The 13,360-nt window shown below is 68.1% G+C and carries 11 protein-coding genes; 4 read left to right on the forward strand and 7 right to left on the reverse strand.

Annotated features, from left to right (window positions below):
- The coding region (locus Q0X16_RS01735; RefSeq protein WP_297829996.1) for a flavodoxin-dependent (E)-4-hydroxy-3-methylbut-2-enyl-diphosphate synthase at positions 1 to 823 on the forward strand (823 nt) is incomplete at its 5' end.
- Between the two features lie 100 nt (positions 824 to 923).
- Here Q0X16_RS01735 and cysK read toward each other — a convergent pair.
- Both cysK and cysG read right to left on the reverse strand, forming a co-directional pair.
- Positions 924 to 1,883, reverse strand: coding sequence for a cysteine synthase A (gene cysK, locus Q0X16_RS01740; RefSeq protein WP_297829998.1), 960 nt, complete (start codon positions 1,881 to 1,883; stop codon positions 924 to 926).
- A 31-nt stretch (positions 1,884 to 1,914) separates the two neighbouring features.
- Positions 1,915 to 3,372, reverse strand: coding sequence for a siroheme synthase CysG (gene cysG / locus Q0X16_RS01745; protein WP_297830000.1), 1,458 nt, complete (start codon positions 3,370 to 3,372; stop codon positions 1,915 to 1,917).
- A gap of 160 nt (positions 3,373 to 3,532) precedes the next feature.
- On the opposite strand from cysG, the gene Q0X16_RS01750 reads away from it, so the two are divergent.
- Positions 3,533 to 4,516, forward strand: a complete 984-nt coding sequence (locus Q0X16_RS01750) for a LysR substrate-binding domain-containing protein (protein WP_297830002.1) — start codon at positions 3,533 to 3,535, stop codon at positions 4,514 to 4,516.
- Positions 4,517 to 4,546: 30 nt separating this feature from the next.
- Here Q0X16_RS01750 and Q0X16_RS01755 read toward each other — a convergent pair whose 3' ends face one another.
- The 5 genes from Q0X16_RS01755 to Q0X16_RS01775 all read right to left on the reverse strand — a co-directional run bounded on the left by Q0X16_RS01755 (position 4,547) and on the right by Q0X16_RS01775 (position 10,820).
- Positions 4,547 to 5,263: a phosphoadenylyl-sulfate reductase gene (locus tag Q0X16_RS01755; RefSeq protein ID WP_297830004.1), complete on the reverse strand. Its 717-nt coding sequence runs from the start codon at positions 5,261 to 5,263 to the stop codon at positions 4,547 to 4,549.
- 26 nt (positions 5,264 to 5,289) lie between these two features.
- Positions 5,290 to 7,077 (reverse strand): assimilatory sulfite reductase (NADPH) hemoprotein subunit, encoded by a 1,788-nt coding sequence (cysI, locus tag Q0X16_RS01760; RefSeq protein ID WP_297830006.1) that lies wholly within the window; start codon positions 7,075 to 7,077, stop codon positions 5,290 to 5,292.
- A complete protein-coding gene (locus Q0X16_RS01765) occupies positions 7,007 to 8,848 on the reverse strand; it encodes an assimilatory sulfite reductase (NADPH) flavoprotein subunit (protein WP_297830008.1) in 1,842 nt (613 codons plus the stop codon). Before Q0X16_RS01765 ends, cysI begins: the two co-directional genes overlap by 71 nt.
- 195 nt (positions 8,849 to 9,043) lie before the next feature.
- A complete protein-coding gene (locus Q0X16_RS01770) occupies positions 9,044 to 9,754 on the reverse strand; it encodes an energy transducer TonB (RefSeq protein WP_297830009.1) in 711 nt (236 codons plus the stop codon).
- A 337-nt stretch (positions 9,755 to 10,091) separates the two neighbouring features.
- Entirely contained in the window at positions 10,092 to 10,820 is a 729-nt protein-coding gene (locus tag Q0X16_RS01775; protein ID WP_297830011.1) for an SIMPL domain-containing protein, read from the reverse strand.
- A 406-nt stretch (positions 10,821 to 11,226) separates the two neighbouring features.
- Here Q0X16_RS01775 and Q0X16_RS01780 point away from each other — a divergent pair, with 406 nt between their 5' ends.
- Positions 11,227 to 11,796, forward strand: coding sequence for a Maf family protein (locus tag Q0X16_RS01780; protein WP_297830013.1), 570 nt, complete (start codon positions 11,227 to 11,229; stop codon positions 11,794 to 11,796).
- Positions 11,793 to 13,271, forward strand: a complete 1,479-nt coding sequence (gene rng / locus Q0X16_RS01785; RefSeq protein WP_297830015.1) for a ribonuclease G — start codon at positions 11,793 to 11,795, stop codon at positions 13,269 to 13,271. Before Q0X16_RS01780 ends, rng begins: the two co-directional genes overlap by 4 nt.
- The last annotated feature ends 89 nt before the right edge of the window (positions 13,272 to 13,360 follow it).

The raw sequence follows: 13,360 nt of genomic DNA on the forward strand, positions 1-13,360 counted from the left end.
CTACGGCAAGCCGGTCCGCATTGGCGCCAACTGGGGCTCGCTGGACGAGGCGCTGGCGACCGCGCTGATGGACGAGAACGCGCGGCGCGCCGAACCTTGGGATGCGTCAAGGGTGATGCGCGAGGCGCTGGTGCGCTCGGCGCTGGATTCGGCGCAGCGTGCCGTGGAACTGGGCCTGCCGGCCGACCGGATCATCCTCAGCGCCAAGGTCAGCGGCGTGCAGGAACTGGTCGCGGTCTATCGCGACCTCGCGCAGCGCAGCGATTTCGCGTTGCACCTGGGCCTGACCGAAGCCGGCATCGGCAGCAAGGGCATCGTGGCGTCGAGCGCGGCGCTGGCGGTGCTGCTGCAGGAGGGCATCGGCGACACCATCCGCATTTCGCTGACGCCCGAGCCGGGAAGCCCGCGCACGCAGGAAGTGGTGGTGGCGCAGGAGTTGCTGCAGACGCTGGGATTGCGTGCGTTCACGCCGATGATCACCGCCTGCCCGGGCTGCGGCCGGACCACCTCGGAATTTTTCCAGCATCTGGCCAAGGTGGTGCAGGATCACGTGCGCGAAAAAATGCCGGAGTGGAAGATCAGCCGTCCCGGCGCCGAGTCGATGACGGTCGCGGTCATGGGCTGCGTGGTCAACGGACCCGGCGAGTCGCGCCATGCCAACATCGGCATTTCGCTGCCGGGCACCGGCGAGGCGCCGTCCGCGCCGGTGTTCGAGGACGGGCAGAAGACGGTCACCCTGCGCGGCGAGGGCATCGCCGAGGAATTCATCACCCTGGTGGACGACTACGTCGACCGCCATTACCGCGGCGGCGCATCGGTCTGATCTGCGGGAAGCCGCGCGGGCGTGTCGCGACAGGCGCGCGCCGGAAACGCCGGCCATCCCTGGCCGGCGCGATGTTCCGAGGATTGCGTGGAAGCGGCTGTCAGCCCTGCGCGGCCAGCCAGTCGTCGTCGCTGCCTTCGTTGAGCTCGCCCCACAACGGCGAGGAGAAATAGCGTTCGCCGGTGTCCGGCAGCATGGCCAGCAGCACCGCGCCTTCCGGAGCGGATTCGGCGATCTTCAGCGCGGTCGCGGCGGTCGCGCCCGAAGAAATGCCGACGAAGATCCCTTCCTCGGCGGCCAGCCGCCGCGAGGTGACGATGGCTTCCTCGTCGGTTACCGTGCGCAGTTCGTCGTAGGCCTTGCGGTTGATCACCTCGGGAACGAAGTCCGGGGTCCAGCCCTGGATTTTGTGCGGCTGCCAGGCGTCGCCCTTCAGCAGCGCCGCGCCGGCCGGCTCGGTGCCGACGATCCGGGTGTCCGGACGCGCCACTTTCAGCACTTCGCCGACGCCGGTCAGGGTGCCGCCGCTGCCCCAGCCGCTGACGAAATAGTCCAGGCGCCTGCCGGCGAAATCGCGCAGGATTTCCGCCGCCGTGGTCTGGCGGTGGTAGGCCGGATTGGCGGGGTTGGTGAACTGGCTGGCCCAGAACCAGCCGTGCTTTTCGGACAGTTCCCTGGCCTTCTCCACCATCCCCACGCCGCGGGCCGCGGCCGGGGTGAGGATGACCTTGGCGCCGTAGGCGCGCATCGCCTTGCGGCGTTCGATCGAGAAGGTTTCGGTCATCACCGCCACGAACTTGTAGCCGCGCGCGGCGGCGATCATCGCCAGGGCGATGCCGGTGTTGCCGGAGGTGGCTTCGACGATGGTGTCGCCGGGCTTGAGCAGTCCGCGGCGCTCGGCGTCGAGGATGATGCCGAGGCCCAGACGGTCCTTGACCGAGCCGCCGGGATTGAAGGATTCCGCCTTCACGTAGACGGTCGCGTGTTTCGGCGCGAGCCGCTGCAGTTGGATGACGGGCGTATTGCCGACGGCGTCGAGGATGCTGTTGTAGATGGTCATTGCGGAAATTCCTGTGGGAAAGAGGGGAGGATCAGGCGGCGCGGGCAAGTTCGCTGTTACGACATCGTCCGCGTTCCGGGGTGATGGGCGGGCTGCCGAACCAGTGCAGCGAGGTCGCCAGTGCGGCGACTTCTCCAACGATCAGCAGCGCCGGCGCCTGTACGGCGTGCGTCTGCGCAAGCTCCGGCAGGTCGATCAAGGGCGCGGCGAGGACGCGCTGCTGCGGCAGGCTGCCGTTTTCGACCAGCGCCGCCGGCGTCGTCGCCGGCAAGCCGTTGTCGAGCAGGCGGTCGCGCAATCGCGCCAGACCCGACGCGCCCATGTAGAAGGCCAATGTCTGGCCGGACTTGGCCAGCGCGCCCCAGTCGTGCTCGGCGGCCCCGCTGCGGGTGCTGGCGGTGAGCAGCTGCAGCGAGCGCGCGTGGTCGCGGTGGGTCAGCGGGATGCCGGCGTAGGCGGCGCAGGCGACGGCTGCGGTGATGCCGGGCACCACCTCGCAGTCGATGCCGTGGGCGCGCAGCGCCTGCAGTTCCTCGCCGCCGCGGCCGAACACGAACGGATCGCCGCCCTTGAGCCGCACCACGCGCTTGCCCGCCAACGCCAGTTCGATCATCCGCGCGTGGATGCGCTGCTGGGTGGCGTCGTGATCCTCGCCCACGCGCTTGCCGACCTCGATCCGTTCGGCATCGCGTCGCGCCATCGCCATCACCGCGGCGCTGACCAGCCGGTCGTGCAGGATGACGTCGGCCTCGTTCAGCAGGCGCAGGGCGCGCAGGGTGAGCAGGCCGGGATCGCCGGGGCCGGCGCCGACCAGCGCCACGCGGCCGCGCAGGACGGCTGGCGGATTGCGCAGTTCCGCTTCGAGGCTGCGTCGGGCTCCGATGGCGTCGCCGCGTCGCAGCTGCGCAAGCGTGGGACCCGACAGGGCGCGCTGGAAGAAATCGCGTCGGGTGGGCAGATCGGCAAGTCGCGTGCGAATCCGGTCGCGCAGTTCGGTGAAGAGCTGCGCCAGCGCACCGAAGGCGTCGTCGAACTGGAGTTCCAGCCGTTCGCGCAGATGGCGCGCCAGCATCGGCGCGGCACCGCCGCTGGAAATGGCGATCTGCAGGGGACCACGCTGGACCCGCGCCGGAATCTGCGCGCTGGCCAGCTGCGCGTCATCGACCACGTTGACCCAGCGCTGGCGCGCGTGGGCGGCGTCGGCCAGAATGCGGTTCACTTCGACGGCGTCGGTGGCGGCGACCACCAGCCAGGCCGCATCCAGTTGTTCGGGCCGGAATTCGGCGCCAAGCAGCGCGACGCGCCCGGCGCGGACGAGCGCCTCCAGCGACGGTTCCAGCGTGGGTGCCACGAGGGCGACATCGGCCCCGGCGTCCAGCAGTGCGGCGACCTTGCGTGCGGCCACGGTGCCTCCCCCGACCACCAGCACGCGGCGCTGGCGCAGGTCGAGGAACAGGGGGAACAGCGGCTGCGGGCCGGCCTGGGACATGCGGTCAAGCTAGGCAGTCTGTCGCGGCTGGGGAAATGGTGGCAGGATTTCGGCTTATGCTGTCAGGGCATAAGGCTTGTCTGGAAATGCTTTCAGAGGTCGATATAATTCATCGCTACATAATGATCAAGCGATATATTTCGCTGCGGAGTCCTCCAGCATGACCCTCACTCAGCTTCGCTACCTCGTTGCGATCGCCGATTCCGGCTTCAACATCACCCTGGCGGCCGAGCGCGTACATGCCACCCAGCCGGGTCTGTCCAAGCAGCTCAAGCAGCTGGAGGACGAGCTTGGCTTCCAGTTGTTCCGGCGCAAGGGGCGCAGCCTGCTGGGCGTGGCGCCGGCGGGCGTCAAGGTGATCGAGCACGCGCGCCGAATCCTTGCCGAAGCGGCCAACATCCGCAGCTATGCCGCCAACGAGCGCGGCGAATTCCGCGGTCGCCTGCGGCTGGCCACCACCCATACCCAGGCGCGCTATGTGCTTCCTTCGGTCATTGCCGACGTCACCCGGCGCTTCCCCGAAGTCAGCGTCGACCTGTTCGTCGCCGGCGATTCCGAAGTGCTGGCAAAGCTCGACGAATCCGACTTCGCCCTGGTCAGCAGCGCCGGCAGGGTGCCGGAAACCAATGGTCTGGCGATCCCGCTGTTCCGCTGGCAGCGGGTTCTGCTGGTGCCCAAGACCCATCCCCTGGCGCGGCTGGACGGACCGCCAACGGTGGCCGAACTGGCCCGCTATCCGCTGATTTCCTATGAATCGTCGAATCAGCCGGAGTCCTCGCTGCAGCGCACCTTCGCCGCGGCGGGCGTGGTACCGCAGATCGCGATGACCGCGCGCGACGCCAACCTGATCGAAGCCTATGTCCGCACCGGGCTGGGGGCGGGCCTGCTGGCGGAGATGGCGGTGGGCGGCCGCGAGGACGATGATCTCCAGGTGCTGCCGGCGCCGGAGGAATTGCCCGAATGCATCACCTGGGCGATCGTGCCGCGCGGACGCGTGCTGCGCGAATACGCGCTGGTGCTGTTGCACGCGCTGGCGCCGCAGATCGACGCCCGCGACCTGCGCCAGATTCTCGAAGGCAACCTGCCGCCGCTGTGGCCGGAGCCGCCGCGCTGGCAGGCCGAACCGGCGTCCGGGGCGGCCTGAGCGAACGCCCGTACTGCGGCGGCATGGCGATCAAAGATCGAAATGCAGCCCGCATTCGCGACGCAGGCCGAAGAAGCGGGTTTGCGCGGGCCCCGTGCCCGGTTGCAGCGGGCGGGTGGTGTGCACGTCGCCGACCGAGACGTAGCCCTGATGCAGCAGGGGATGTTCGGGCAGGGCGTGGCGGAGGATGTAGCTGCCGATGCCAAGATCGCTCCAGTCGGCGATCGGGTGGAACTTGAAGCGGCCGTTCTTCACCTCGAGGAAATCGATGTGCTTGCGCGTGGACGCCTGTTCGCGCCGGAGCCCCGCGTGCCAGCAGCGGATGCCCAGCTCGTCCAGCGCGCGCCGCATCGGCCCGACCTTGTGCAATTGGTTGTAGCGGAGGATGCCCTCGCTGCCGCTTTCCCAGAGCTTGCCGAGCCGCGCTTCCATCCAGGCGCTGCCGAGTTCGGGCCGATACACCTTCAGGTTGAGGTCGAGCAGTTCGGTCAGCCGGTCGGCGTAGCGGTAGGTTTCCGGAAACAGGTAGCCGGTGTCGATCAGGATCACCGGGATATCCGGCTGGATCCGGGTGACCAGGTGCAGGGACACCGCCGACTGGACGCCGAAGCTGGTGGACAGCGCGTGGTTTCCCGTGATGTGCCGCAGCGCCCATTCGACGCGTCGGGTGGCGTCGAGCGTGGCGAGGTGGCGATTGGCGTCGGCAAGCGCCGCGCCGGAAAGCCTTTCTGGTGTGAAGGCGGACATGGCGGTTCGTGCGGGAAATGCGGCGATCAGGCGACGGCTTCGTCGGGATCGACGCGGACGTGGGTGGGATAGGCGGGCAGGGCGATGATGCCGGCGCGGTGCAGGAAATCACCGAAGTGTTCGCCGGGTTCGCGCTGCGTGGCGTAGCGGCCGAGCAGTGCGTCGAGGGTTTGCAGGATGTCCGGTTCGGTCGCGTTGTCGAGGAACAGGGTGTTCATCCGCATTCCGCGATGATCGCCGCCGAGCATCAGGTTGTAGCGACCGGGCGCCTTGCCGACCAGCGCGATTTCGGCCAGGTACGGCCGCGAGCAGCCGTTGGGGCAGCCGGACATGCGGAACAAGATGGGTTGTTCCTTCAGGCCGTGTTTTTCCAGCAGCGGTTCGACGGCGTTGAGGAAATCGGGCAGATAGCGTTCGGACTCTGCCATCGCCAGCGCGCAGGTGGGCAGCGCCACGCAGGACACCGCGGTGCGGGCGAGCGCGGTGGGGGCCTTGTTCTCGCTGTCCAGACCGTGCCTGGCCACCAGCGCCTCAATCGCGCCGCGCTGGTCTTCCGGCACATCGGCAATGATGACGTTCTGATTGCAGGTCATCCGGAAATGACCACGATGGATTCTGGCGATTTCGCGCAGGCCGGTCAGCAGCGGTCGCCCTGGGGTGTCCGCGATCCGCCCGCTGGGCAGCGAAAGCGTGAGATGCCAGCGTCCTCCGGTGTCCTCGACCCAGCCGAAGCGGTCGCCGTTGTGCTCGAATCGGTACGGACGCGCCGGCTGGAGCTTGAATCCGGCGCGCTGCTCCATCAGTTCCCGGATCCTGTCGGAACCGTGGTCGTCGATGGTGTACTTGAAGCGCGCGTGCTTGCGGTCGTTGCGGTCGCCGAGGTCGCGCTGGACCGTGACGGCGGACTGGGCGATGGCGAACACCTGTTCCGGCGTGACGAATCCGATGGCGTTGGCGACGCGCGGGTAGTGCGCCTTGATCCCGTGGCTGGCGCCCATGCTGCCGCCGATGGCGACGTTGAAGCCCGCCAGTTGCCCGGCGTCGTCGACGATGGCGATCAGGCCGACGTCGTTGGCGAACACATCCACGTCGTTGTAGGGCGGAACGGCAATGGCGATCTTGAATTTGCGCGGGAGGTAGGCGTCGCCGTACAGCGGCTCCTCCTCGATCCGGTCGGGCTGCGGTTCGTCCAGCCAGACTTCGTACCAGGCGCGGGTCCTGGGCTTGAAGTATTCGGACAGCCGCTGCGCCCAGTCGTGCACCTGCGCGTGCAGCGGCGAGAGCAGCGGATTGCTGGCGCCGAGCACGTTGCGATTGACGTCGCCACAGGCGGAAATGGTGTCCAGCCCGCAGGCGTGGATCGCCCGCATCGCCGCCTTCAGCTCGCGCTTGAGGACGCCGTGCAATTGGAACGTCTGCCGGGTGGTGACCCGCAGCGAATGGCTGGCATGGGTGGTGGCGACCTTGTCCAGCGCCAGCCACTGCTCCGTGGTGAACACGCCGCCCGGAGCGCGGATGCGCACCATGAACTGATGGGCGGGCTCCAGTTTCTGGCGACGGCGTTCGTCGCGCAGGTCGCGATCGTCCTGCTGATAGCTGCCGTGGAACTTGATGGTGCGCTGGTCCTCGAAATTCAGCGAACCGGTGGTGGCGTCCGCCAGCCCTTCGGCCAATGTGCCGCGCAGGTGGCAGCTTTCCAGTTTGATTTTCTCGACGGAGGGATGGCTCATGGCGGTCGTCTGCTCAGTACACGTCGCGGGCGTAGCGGCCTTCGCGCTGCAGGGTGGAAAGAAAGTCTGCGGCCGCTTCGGCATCGCCGCCGTTGTACGCGCCCACGATGTCCAGCAGCGCCGCGTGCACGTCCTTGCCCATCGCGATGGCGCCACAGACGTACAGATGCGCGCCGCTTTGCAGCCAGCCGTACACGTCGCGACCCTGCTCGCGCAGGCGCTGCTGCACGTGGATCCGGTCGGTCTGGTCGCGGGAGAACGCAAGGTCCAGCCGATGCAGCTCCTTTTTCTTCAGCGACTCCTGCCATTCGGTCTGGTAGAGGAAGCCGGTGTTGAAATGCCGGGCACCGAAGAACAGCCAGTTGCGGCCACTGGCCCCGGTTTCGGCGCGCTCCTGCATGAAGCCGCGGAACGGCGCCACGCCGGTACCGGGGCCGATCATGATCACGTCGCGGCTGCCGTCGGAGGGCACGCGGAAGCGTGCGTTGGGTTCGACGTAAACCTGCACCTTGCCGTCCTCCTCCAGCCCGGCAAGAAAGCCGCTGGCGGCGCCCCAGTGCGGCTGGCCGTGCGCATCGAAACGCAGCACGTCCAGCGTGAGGTGGGCTTCTTCGCCCACGCGCTTGCGGCTAGAGGCGATCGAATACAGGCGTCGTGCCTGCGGGCGCAGCGCGGCCACCAGCGCTGCGGCGTCCCAGTCGGCGGGCCAGCGACGCAGCGCATCGGCCAGATGATGGTCGTTCAGCAGCGCCGCCAGTCCGGTGCTTCCGGGTTCCAGCAGCGCCGTGAGGTCCTGCGCTTCGGCGCGCTGCGCCAGCGCGGCAAGGAACGGCCGCGACAGCCGCGTCAGTTCGCGGCGGCTGGCCAGCCATTCGGACAGCGGCAGCGTGTCTCCGTCATGGGGGACGGCGGTATCGCCGTCGAGGCCGGTGGCGTCCAGCACGGCCTCCACCACGGGCGCAGGATTGCGATGCACGATGCCCAGCGCGTCGCCCGGCTCGTAGTTCAGGCCCGAGCCTTCCAGCGCCAGTTCGATATGGCGAACGTCCTTGTCGATGGCGCCGTACTGGCGGAATCCGGCGCTCTTGTAGTCGCGGCCGGTCAGTCGTTGGTTGACCAGCACCGTGGCGAGGAATGGCTTGTCCTGCGACCACTGCGGCGCGGACTGCGGGCGCAGCGGGGTGACGCTGGCCAGATGCGTTGGCGCTGCGGCCGGTTTGAGCAGTTCGCGGGCCTGCGCCAGCGCGACTTCTCGCCAGGGTTGGGCGACGGTGTCGATGTCGAGATCGGCCAGGCCGAGGGCATGCGTGCGGCGGGCGCCCAGCGCGTGCAGACGCTCGTCCAGCTTGCGGGCGATGCCACAGAAATCGGCATAGCTGGAATCGCCCAGACCCAGCACCGCGTATTTCAGCTGCGGCAGTTTCGGCGCGCGCTTGCCCAGCAGGAATTCGGTGAAGCCGATGGCGTCATCCGGAGGATCGCCTTCACCCTGGGTGCTGATGACGATGTAGAGCAGGGCTTCGTTGGCCAGATCGCGGATCGGATAGGCGTCCGCGCGCAGTACGCGCACCGGCAAACCTGCGGCTTTCAACTCGGCGTGCAGGGCTTCGGCAGCGCGCTGGGCGTTTCCGGTCTGGCTGCCGTAAAGGATCGTGGCCGGCTGCATGGCCGCGACTGGAACCGGCGCGACCGTGGTTGGCGCCGCATCGCTGCGCGCCAGCGAATGCGCCATTCCGGCGAGATAACCCGAGGCCCACAGCAGGGCGCTGCCATCCAGACCTTCGGCAAGTCGGGACAACGCCCCGGCGGCGTCGGGATGTAGCGGCGTGGGCAGGGTGTTGGCAAGCAGCGACATCGCGGGCACTCCGTGCCGGTCTGGATGCCGCGATCATCCCGATGTCGTTGCGCAGGGTGAAAGGATTCAAGCGCATATGCCCATGCGCACGCGAAGGCAGTGAAACCTTCCGATCCGTCATGCGCTCATTCCGCCAGCGCGCCCTCCCTGGCGCGCGGCAACGCCGATTGGATCGGCGTTGCCGCAACATCGCCGTCAACGCCCCGCGGCGAAGGTGATCGGAACCAGCCCGACCGCCTGCACGGTGCGCCCGTCGCGCGTGGCCGGCTGGAACAGCCAGCGGGCAAGCACCTGCGCGCGGGCCGCCTCGTCGAGTTCGCGGAAACCGCTGCTGCGATCGATCGTCACTTCCAGCGGTCGACCATCGATGCCCACCAGTACCCGCAGCAGCACGGTGCCACCGAGGCCGCGGCGCAGGGCGGCGCGCGGATAAGCCGGCGGCGGCGCGCTGCGGTAGGCCAGCTGCACCGGCGCGGGGTCGAAGCTGGCACCGATGTCGCCGGTTGGTGCCGAATCGCCCAGGTCGGGCGTCTCGGATGCGGGCAGGGTTCCGGTTGTCGCCGTCGTCTGGCTGCTCGCGATCACGGGCGCCGTGTCATGCCGCGGCGGGGCGACCGAGTGGTCGATGCGCGGCGGGATGACGGGCCTGGGATGCTCGATCGGAACCATCTCGATCGGCTTTGGCTTGGGGATGAAGACCCAGGTGGGATTCACCGATTCGGCCGTCTGGACGACCGGTGGCGGCAGGGAGATCGGAAGCATGATCACGCCGCCGAGCAGCAGGTTGAGCGCGAGCGCGCTGCTCATGGCGATGATGCGGCTGGCCTGTGGGCGCGGCGCGGACGCCGGGCGAATCAGGGCAAATCCGCTGGCGGATGCGTGCATCCGGGTGATGGCGTGGATCATGGTCGACCTCCTTCGGGCTGGGTTGCAGACACCTCGAGCCATGCAACGCGCGGAGGCGGGGATTGGGGTTGCCGTCCACCGCGGCGCGATTTCAACCTGATACGAATGCAGCGATTCGGCAAGGTGCTCCCGATGAGCGGCAGGCGCTGCCGACGGATGGGATCATGGCGCTTGGTTCGGAATCATGGCAAAGGCCGCAGGCCGCACCAGACCGTGCGATGACGGCATGCGAGGGGCTTCGGTCGCGCACGGTGACGCTGCGGCCATCCGGCGGCGCCGGCTGAACGAACGTGAAATGCTCCGGCGGAAATCCGGACTACGCGATGCCGCGAATGGATCAGTCGCCGAGTTCGAACTCGACTTCGATCTGCACGCTCAGCGTGGTTTCGCCGCTGGCGATGGGCGTGGCGGCGTCGGCGATGGGGGCCGCCATGGCGCGCATTCGAGGCATCGGCTGGTTCGTGCCGGCACTGCTTTCGTTGATGCGGACGATCCGCCGCACCTTCACGCCAAGCGCGTCGGCGTAGGTCTGGGCCTGCGTCAGCGCCTTGCGAACCGCCTCGCGGCGCGCCTCGGCGTAGGCGGCTTCCGGATGTTCGATTCCGAAATCGGGGCCATTGATCTGGTTGGCGCCCGGCGCGATCAGCGCGTCAAGAACGCGGCCGAGGCGTGCCAGATCGCGCACCTTGACCGACACCGAATTGTTGGCCTGGTAGCCGACGATGGCGGGCGCCTGGTTCTGTTCGTAGCGGTACTGCGGCGCCAGTGAAACGCGGCTGGTCTGGACGTCGCGCTCCGCGATGCCGGCGTTGCGCAGGGCGGCCAGCACCTGGTTCATCCGCGCGGCGTTGTCGCGCATTGCCGCATCGACCGTGTCGGCCTGGGTGACGACGCCGGCGCCGACGCTGGCGAAATCGGGCGTGCGGCTGGTTTCGCCGGTCGCGGACACGGTGAGCGTGGTGCCCTGCGCGGCGGCGACGACGGTATGTGAAACCTTTTGAGCAGAGACGGTCATGGGCGTGGCGATGGCAAGGAGGAGGGCGAGCGGCAGCGTGCGAAGGGACATGGTGGGCTCCGGCGGGCAGCATGGACAAACGGCGGCGGCCGACAGGCGACCGACCGGGAGGCAAACGCATGGTGGCGGCAAACGGGGTTGCCGGACAAGCGCGGACGGCGTGCGGGCTTCGGCGTCAGTGCTGTGCGGGAGTGGTTCCAGAGTATTTGACGCGGATTTACGCGGATCAACGCGGATAAAAAGCCGATGCAAAAGATTTGGAACGCTTGATCCGCGTTTTTCCGCGTAAATTCGCGTCCAAATGCCTTTTGCTGGCAGTGCGGAACGCCAACTCGATGTATTGCATGCGGTGTCCGACGTGCCGGTCGGCCAGCGTTCAGGCCGTGGCCTGAACGAAACCTGCGTGGCGCCGCGCACGGCCGGTGGTCCCGAGGCGGGCATGGCTTAGACTGCCCGGATGCTGCATCTCGCCTCGCGATCCCCGCGCCGTGCCGAGCTGCTGGCCCGGCTCGGGCTGGAGTTCGGCATCCTAGACCTCGACGTTCCCGAAGTGCAGGGGGCGAGCGAGGCCGCCTCCGACTATGTTCGTCGCGTGGCGCGTGAAAAGGCCGGGGCCGGACTGCTCAAGGTGATGGCCGTGCCCGCTGCGGTGGTGCTGGGTGCCGACACGGAGGTGATCCTCGACGGGCAGGTGTTCGGCAAGCCTGCCGATGCCGAGGCGGCGGTGGCCATGCTGCGCCGCCTGTCGGGGCGTACGCATGACGTGCTGACCGCGATCGCGTTGGTCTCGGCCGGGCGCGAGGCGCAGGCGATGGCGCTGAGCAAGGTGACGGTGGAGCCGTTGTCCGACGCCATGATCGCGCGCTATCTCGATACCGGCGAATGGCGCGGCAAGGCCGGGGGCTATGCGATCCAGGGCGTGTTCGAGGCGCACGTCGAGCGGCTGGAGGGCAGCCATTCCGGGGTCATGGGCCTGCCCCTGCACGAAACCGCCGGCCTGCTGCGCGGATTCGGGGCGCTGCCATGAGCGAGGAGCTGCTGGTCAACGTCACGCCGCGCGAAACCCGCGTCGCGGTGGTCGAAAACGGCATGCTGCAGGAGCTGCACATCGAGCGCGGCAGCCAGCGCGGCGTGGTCGGCAACATCTACAAGGGCAAGGTGCAGCGCGTGATGCCGGGCATGCAGGCCGCGTTCGTCGACATCGGGCTGGATCGTGCCGCCTTCCTGCATGCCAGCGACCTGTACCGCGCCCCGCCGCTGGAAGCGGCCGAAGGTGGAGACGTGGCGCCGATCGCGCATCCGCCGATCACCGAGTCCCTGCGCGATGGCGCCGAGGTGATCGTGCAGGTCGTCAAGGACCCGATCGGAAGCAAGGGCGCGCGCCTGACCACCCAGATCAGCATTCCCTCGCGCTATCTCGTGCTGCTGCCGCGCTCCAAGGTCATTGGCGTGTCGGCGCGGATTGAGGACGAGGAAGAGCGCGCCCGGCTCAAGGAGCAGGTCGGGGAACTGGCCAGGGGCAGCGGACATGGCTACATCGTGCGCACCAATGCCGAAGGCCAGCCGGCGGAGGCGCTGGCGGAAGACGTGGCCTACCTCGGGCGAGTGTGGGAACTGGTGGAGCGGACTGCGGCGGAGGCCGGCGTCGGCAGCCGGGTCTACGAGGACCTGAGCCTGCCGCTGCGCGCGGTGCGCGACCTGATCCGCCGCGACGTCGAAAAGGTCAGGGTCGATTCCAACGAAACCTGCCAGCGCCTGCGCGAATTCGCGTCCCGCTACATGCCGGCGCTGGCCGACAAGATCGAGCACTACTCGGGCTCGCGCCCGATCTTCGACCTGTACGGCGTCGAGGACGAGATCCAGCGCGCGCTGGACAAGGAGGTGCCGCTCAAATCCGGCGGCTACCTGGTGATCGACCAGACCGAGGCGATGACCACGGTCGACGTCAACACCGGAAGTTTCCTCGGCCAGCGCAACCTCGAAGAGACGGTGTTCCGCACCAACCTCGAAGCGGCGCAGGCGGTGGCGCGCCAGCTGCGTCTGCGCAACCTGGGCGGCATCATCATCATCGACTTCATCGACATGCAGGACGTCGAGCATCGGCGGCAGGTGCTGCGGACGCTGGAGAAATCGCTGGTCAAGGATCACGCCAAGACCACGGTGTACGATTTCTCGCCGCTGGGGCTGGTCGAAATGACCCGCAAGCGCACCGTCGAGAGCCTCGAACGCCGTCTGTGCGAACCCTGCCACGAATGCGGCGGCCGCGGCATGGTGCGCACCGGCGAGACCGTCACCTACGAAATCTTCCGCGAGATCGTGCGCGCGGTGCGTCAGTTCGAAGCCGCGCGTCTGCTGGTGATCGCTTCACCCAAGGTGGTGGCGCGGATCACCGAGGACGAATCGAACGCGGTGGCGGAGCTGGAGGAGTTCCTCGGCAAGACCATCCGGTTCCAGAGCGACGCGCAGTACCTGCAGGAGCAGTTCGATGTGGTCCTGCTCTGAGTCTGCGATGGATGAATCTTTCCTGGGAGTCCGAACGCGCTTCAACCGGATTTTCCCGGGCGTCGACCGTCGATCGCCGATCCCGGGGC

This window comes from Thermomonas sp., assembly GCF_025993755.1.
GTDB lineage: Bacteria > Pseudomonadota > Gammaproteobacteria > Xanthomonadales > Xanthomonadaceae > Thermomonas.

Bases quoted from the DNA above. Each gene is read 5' to 3' on its own strand.
- rng (WP_297830015.1), top strand. From the start codon at position 11,793: ATGAGCGAGGAGCTGCTGGTCAACGTCACGCCGCGCGAAACCCGCGTC.
- Q0X16_RS01780 (WP_297830013.1), top strand. From the start codon at position 11,227: ATGCTGCATCTCGCCTCGCGATCCCCGCGCCGTGCCGAGCTGCTGGCC.
- cysK (WP_297829998.1), bottom strand. From the start codon at position 1,883: ATGACCATCTACAACAGCATCCTCGACGCCGTCGGCAATACGCCCGTC.
- cysG (WP_297830000.1), bottom strand. From the start codon at position 3,372: ATGTCCCAGGCCGGCCCGCAGCCGCTGTTCCCCCTGTTCCTCGACCTG.
- Q0X16_RS01755 (WP_297830004.1), bottom strand. From the start codon at position 5,263: ATGTCCGCCTTCACACCAGAAAGGCTTTCCGGCGCGGCGCTTGCCGAC.
- Q0X16_RS01775 (WP_297830011.1), bottom strand. From the start codon at position 10,820: ATGTCCCTTCGCACGCTGCCGCTCGCCCTCCTCCTTGCCATCGCCACG.
- Q0X16_RS01765 (WP_297830008.1), bottom strand. From the start codon at position 8,848: ATGTCGCTGCTTGCCAACACCCTGCCCACGCCGCTACATCCCGACGCC.
- Q0X16_RS01750 (WP_297830002.1), top strand. From the start codon at position 3,533: ATGACCCTCACTCAGCTTCGCTACCTCGTTGCGATCGCCGATTCCGGC.
- Q0X16_RS01770 (WP_297830009.1), bottom strand. From the start codon at position 9,754: ATGATCCACGCCATCACCCGGATGCACGCATCCGCCAGCGGATTTGCC.
- cysI (WP_297830006.1), bottom strand. From the start codon at position 7,077: ATGCCGAAGCGGCCGCAGACTTTCTTTCCACCCTGCAGCGCGAAGGCC.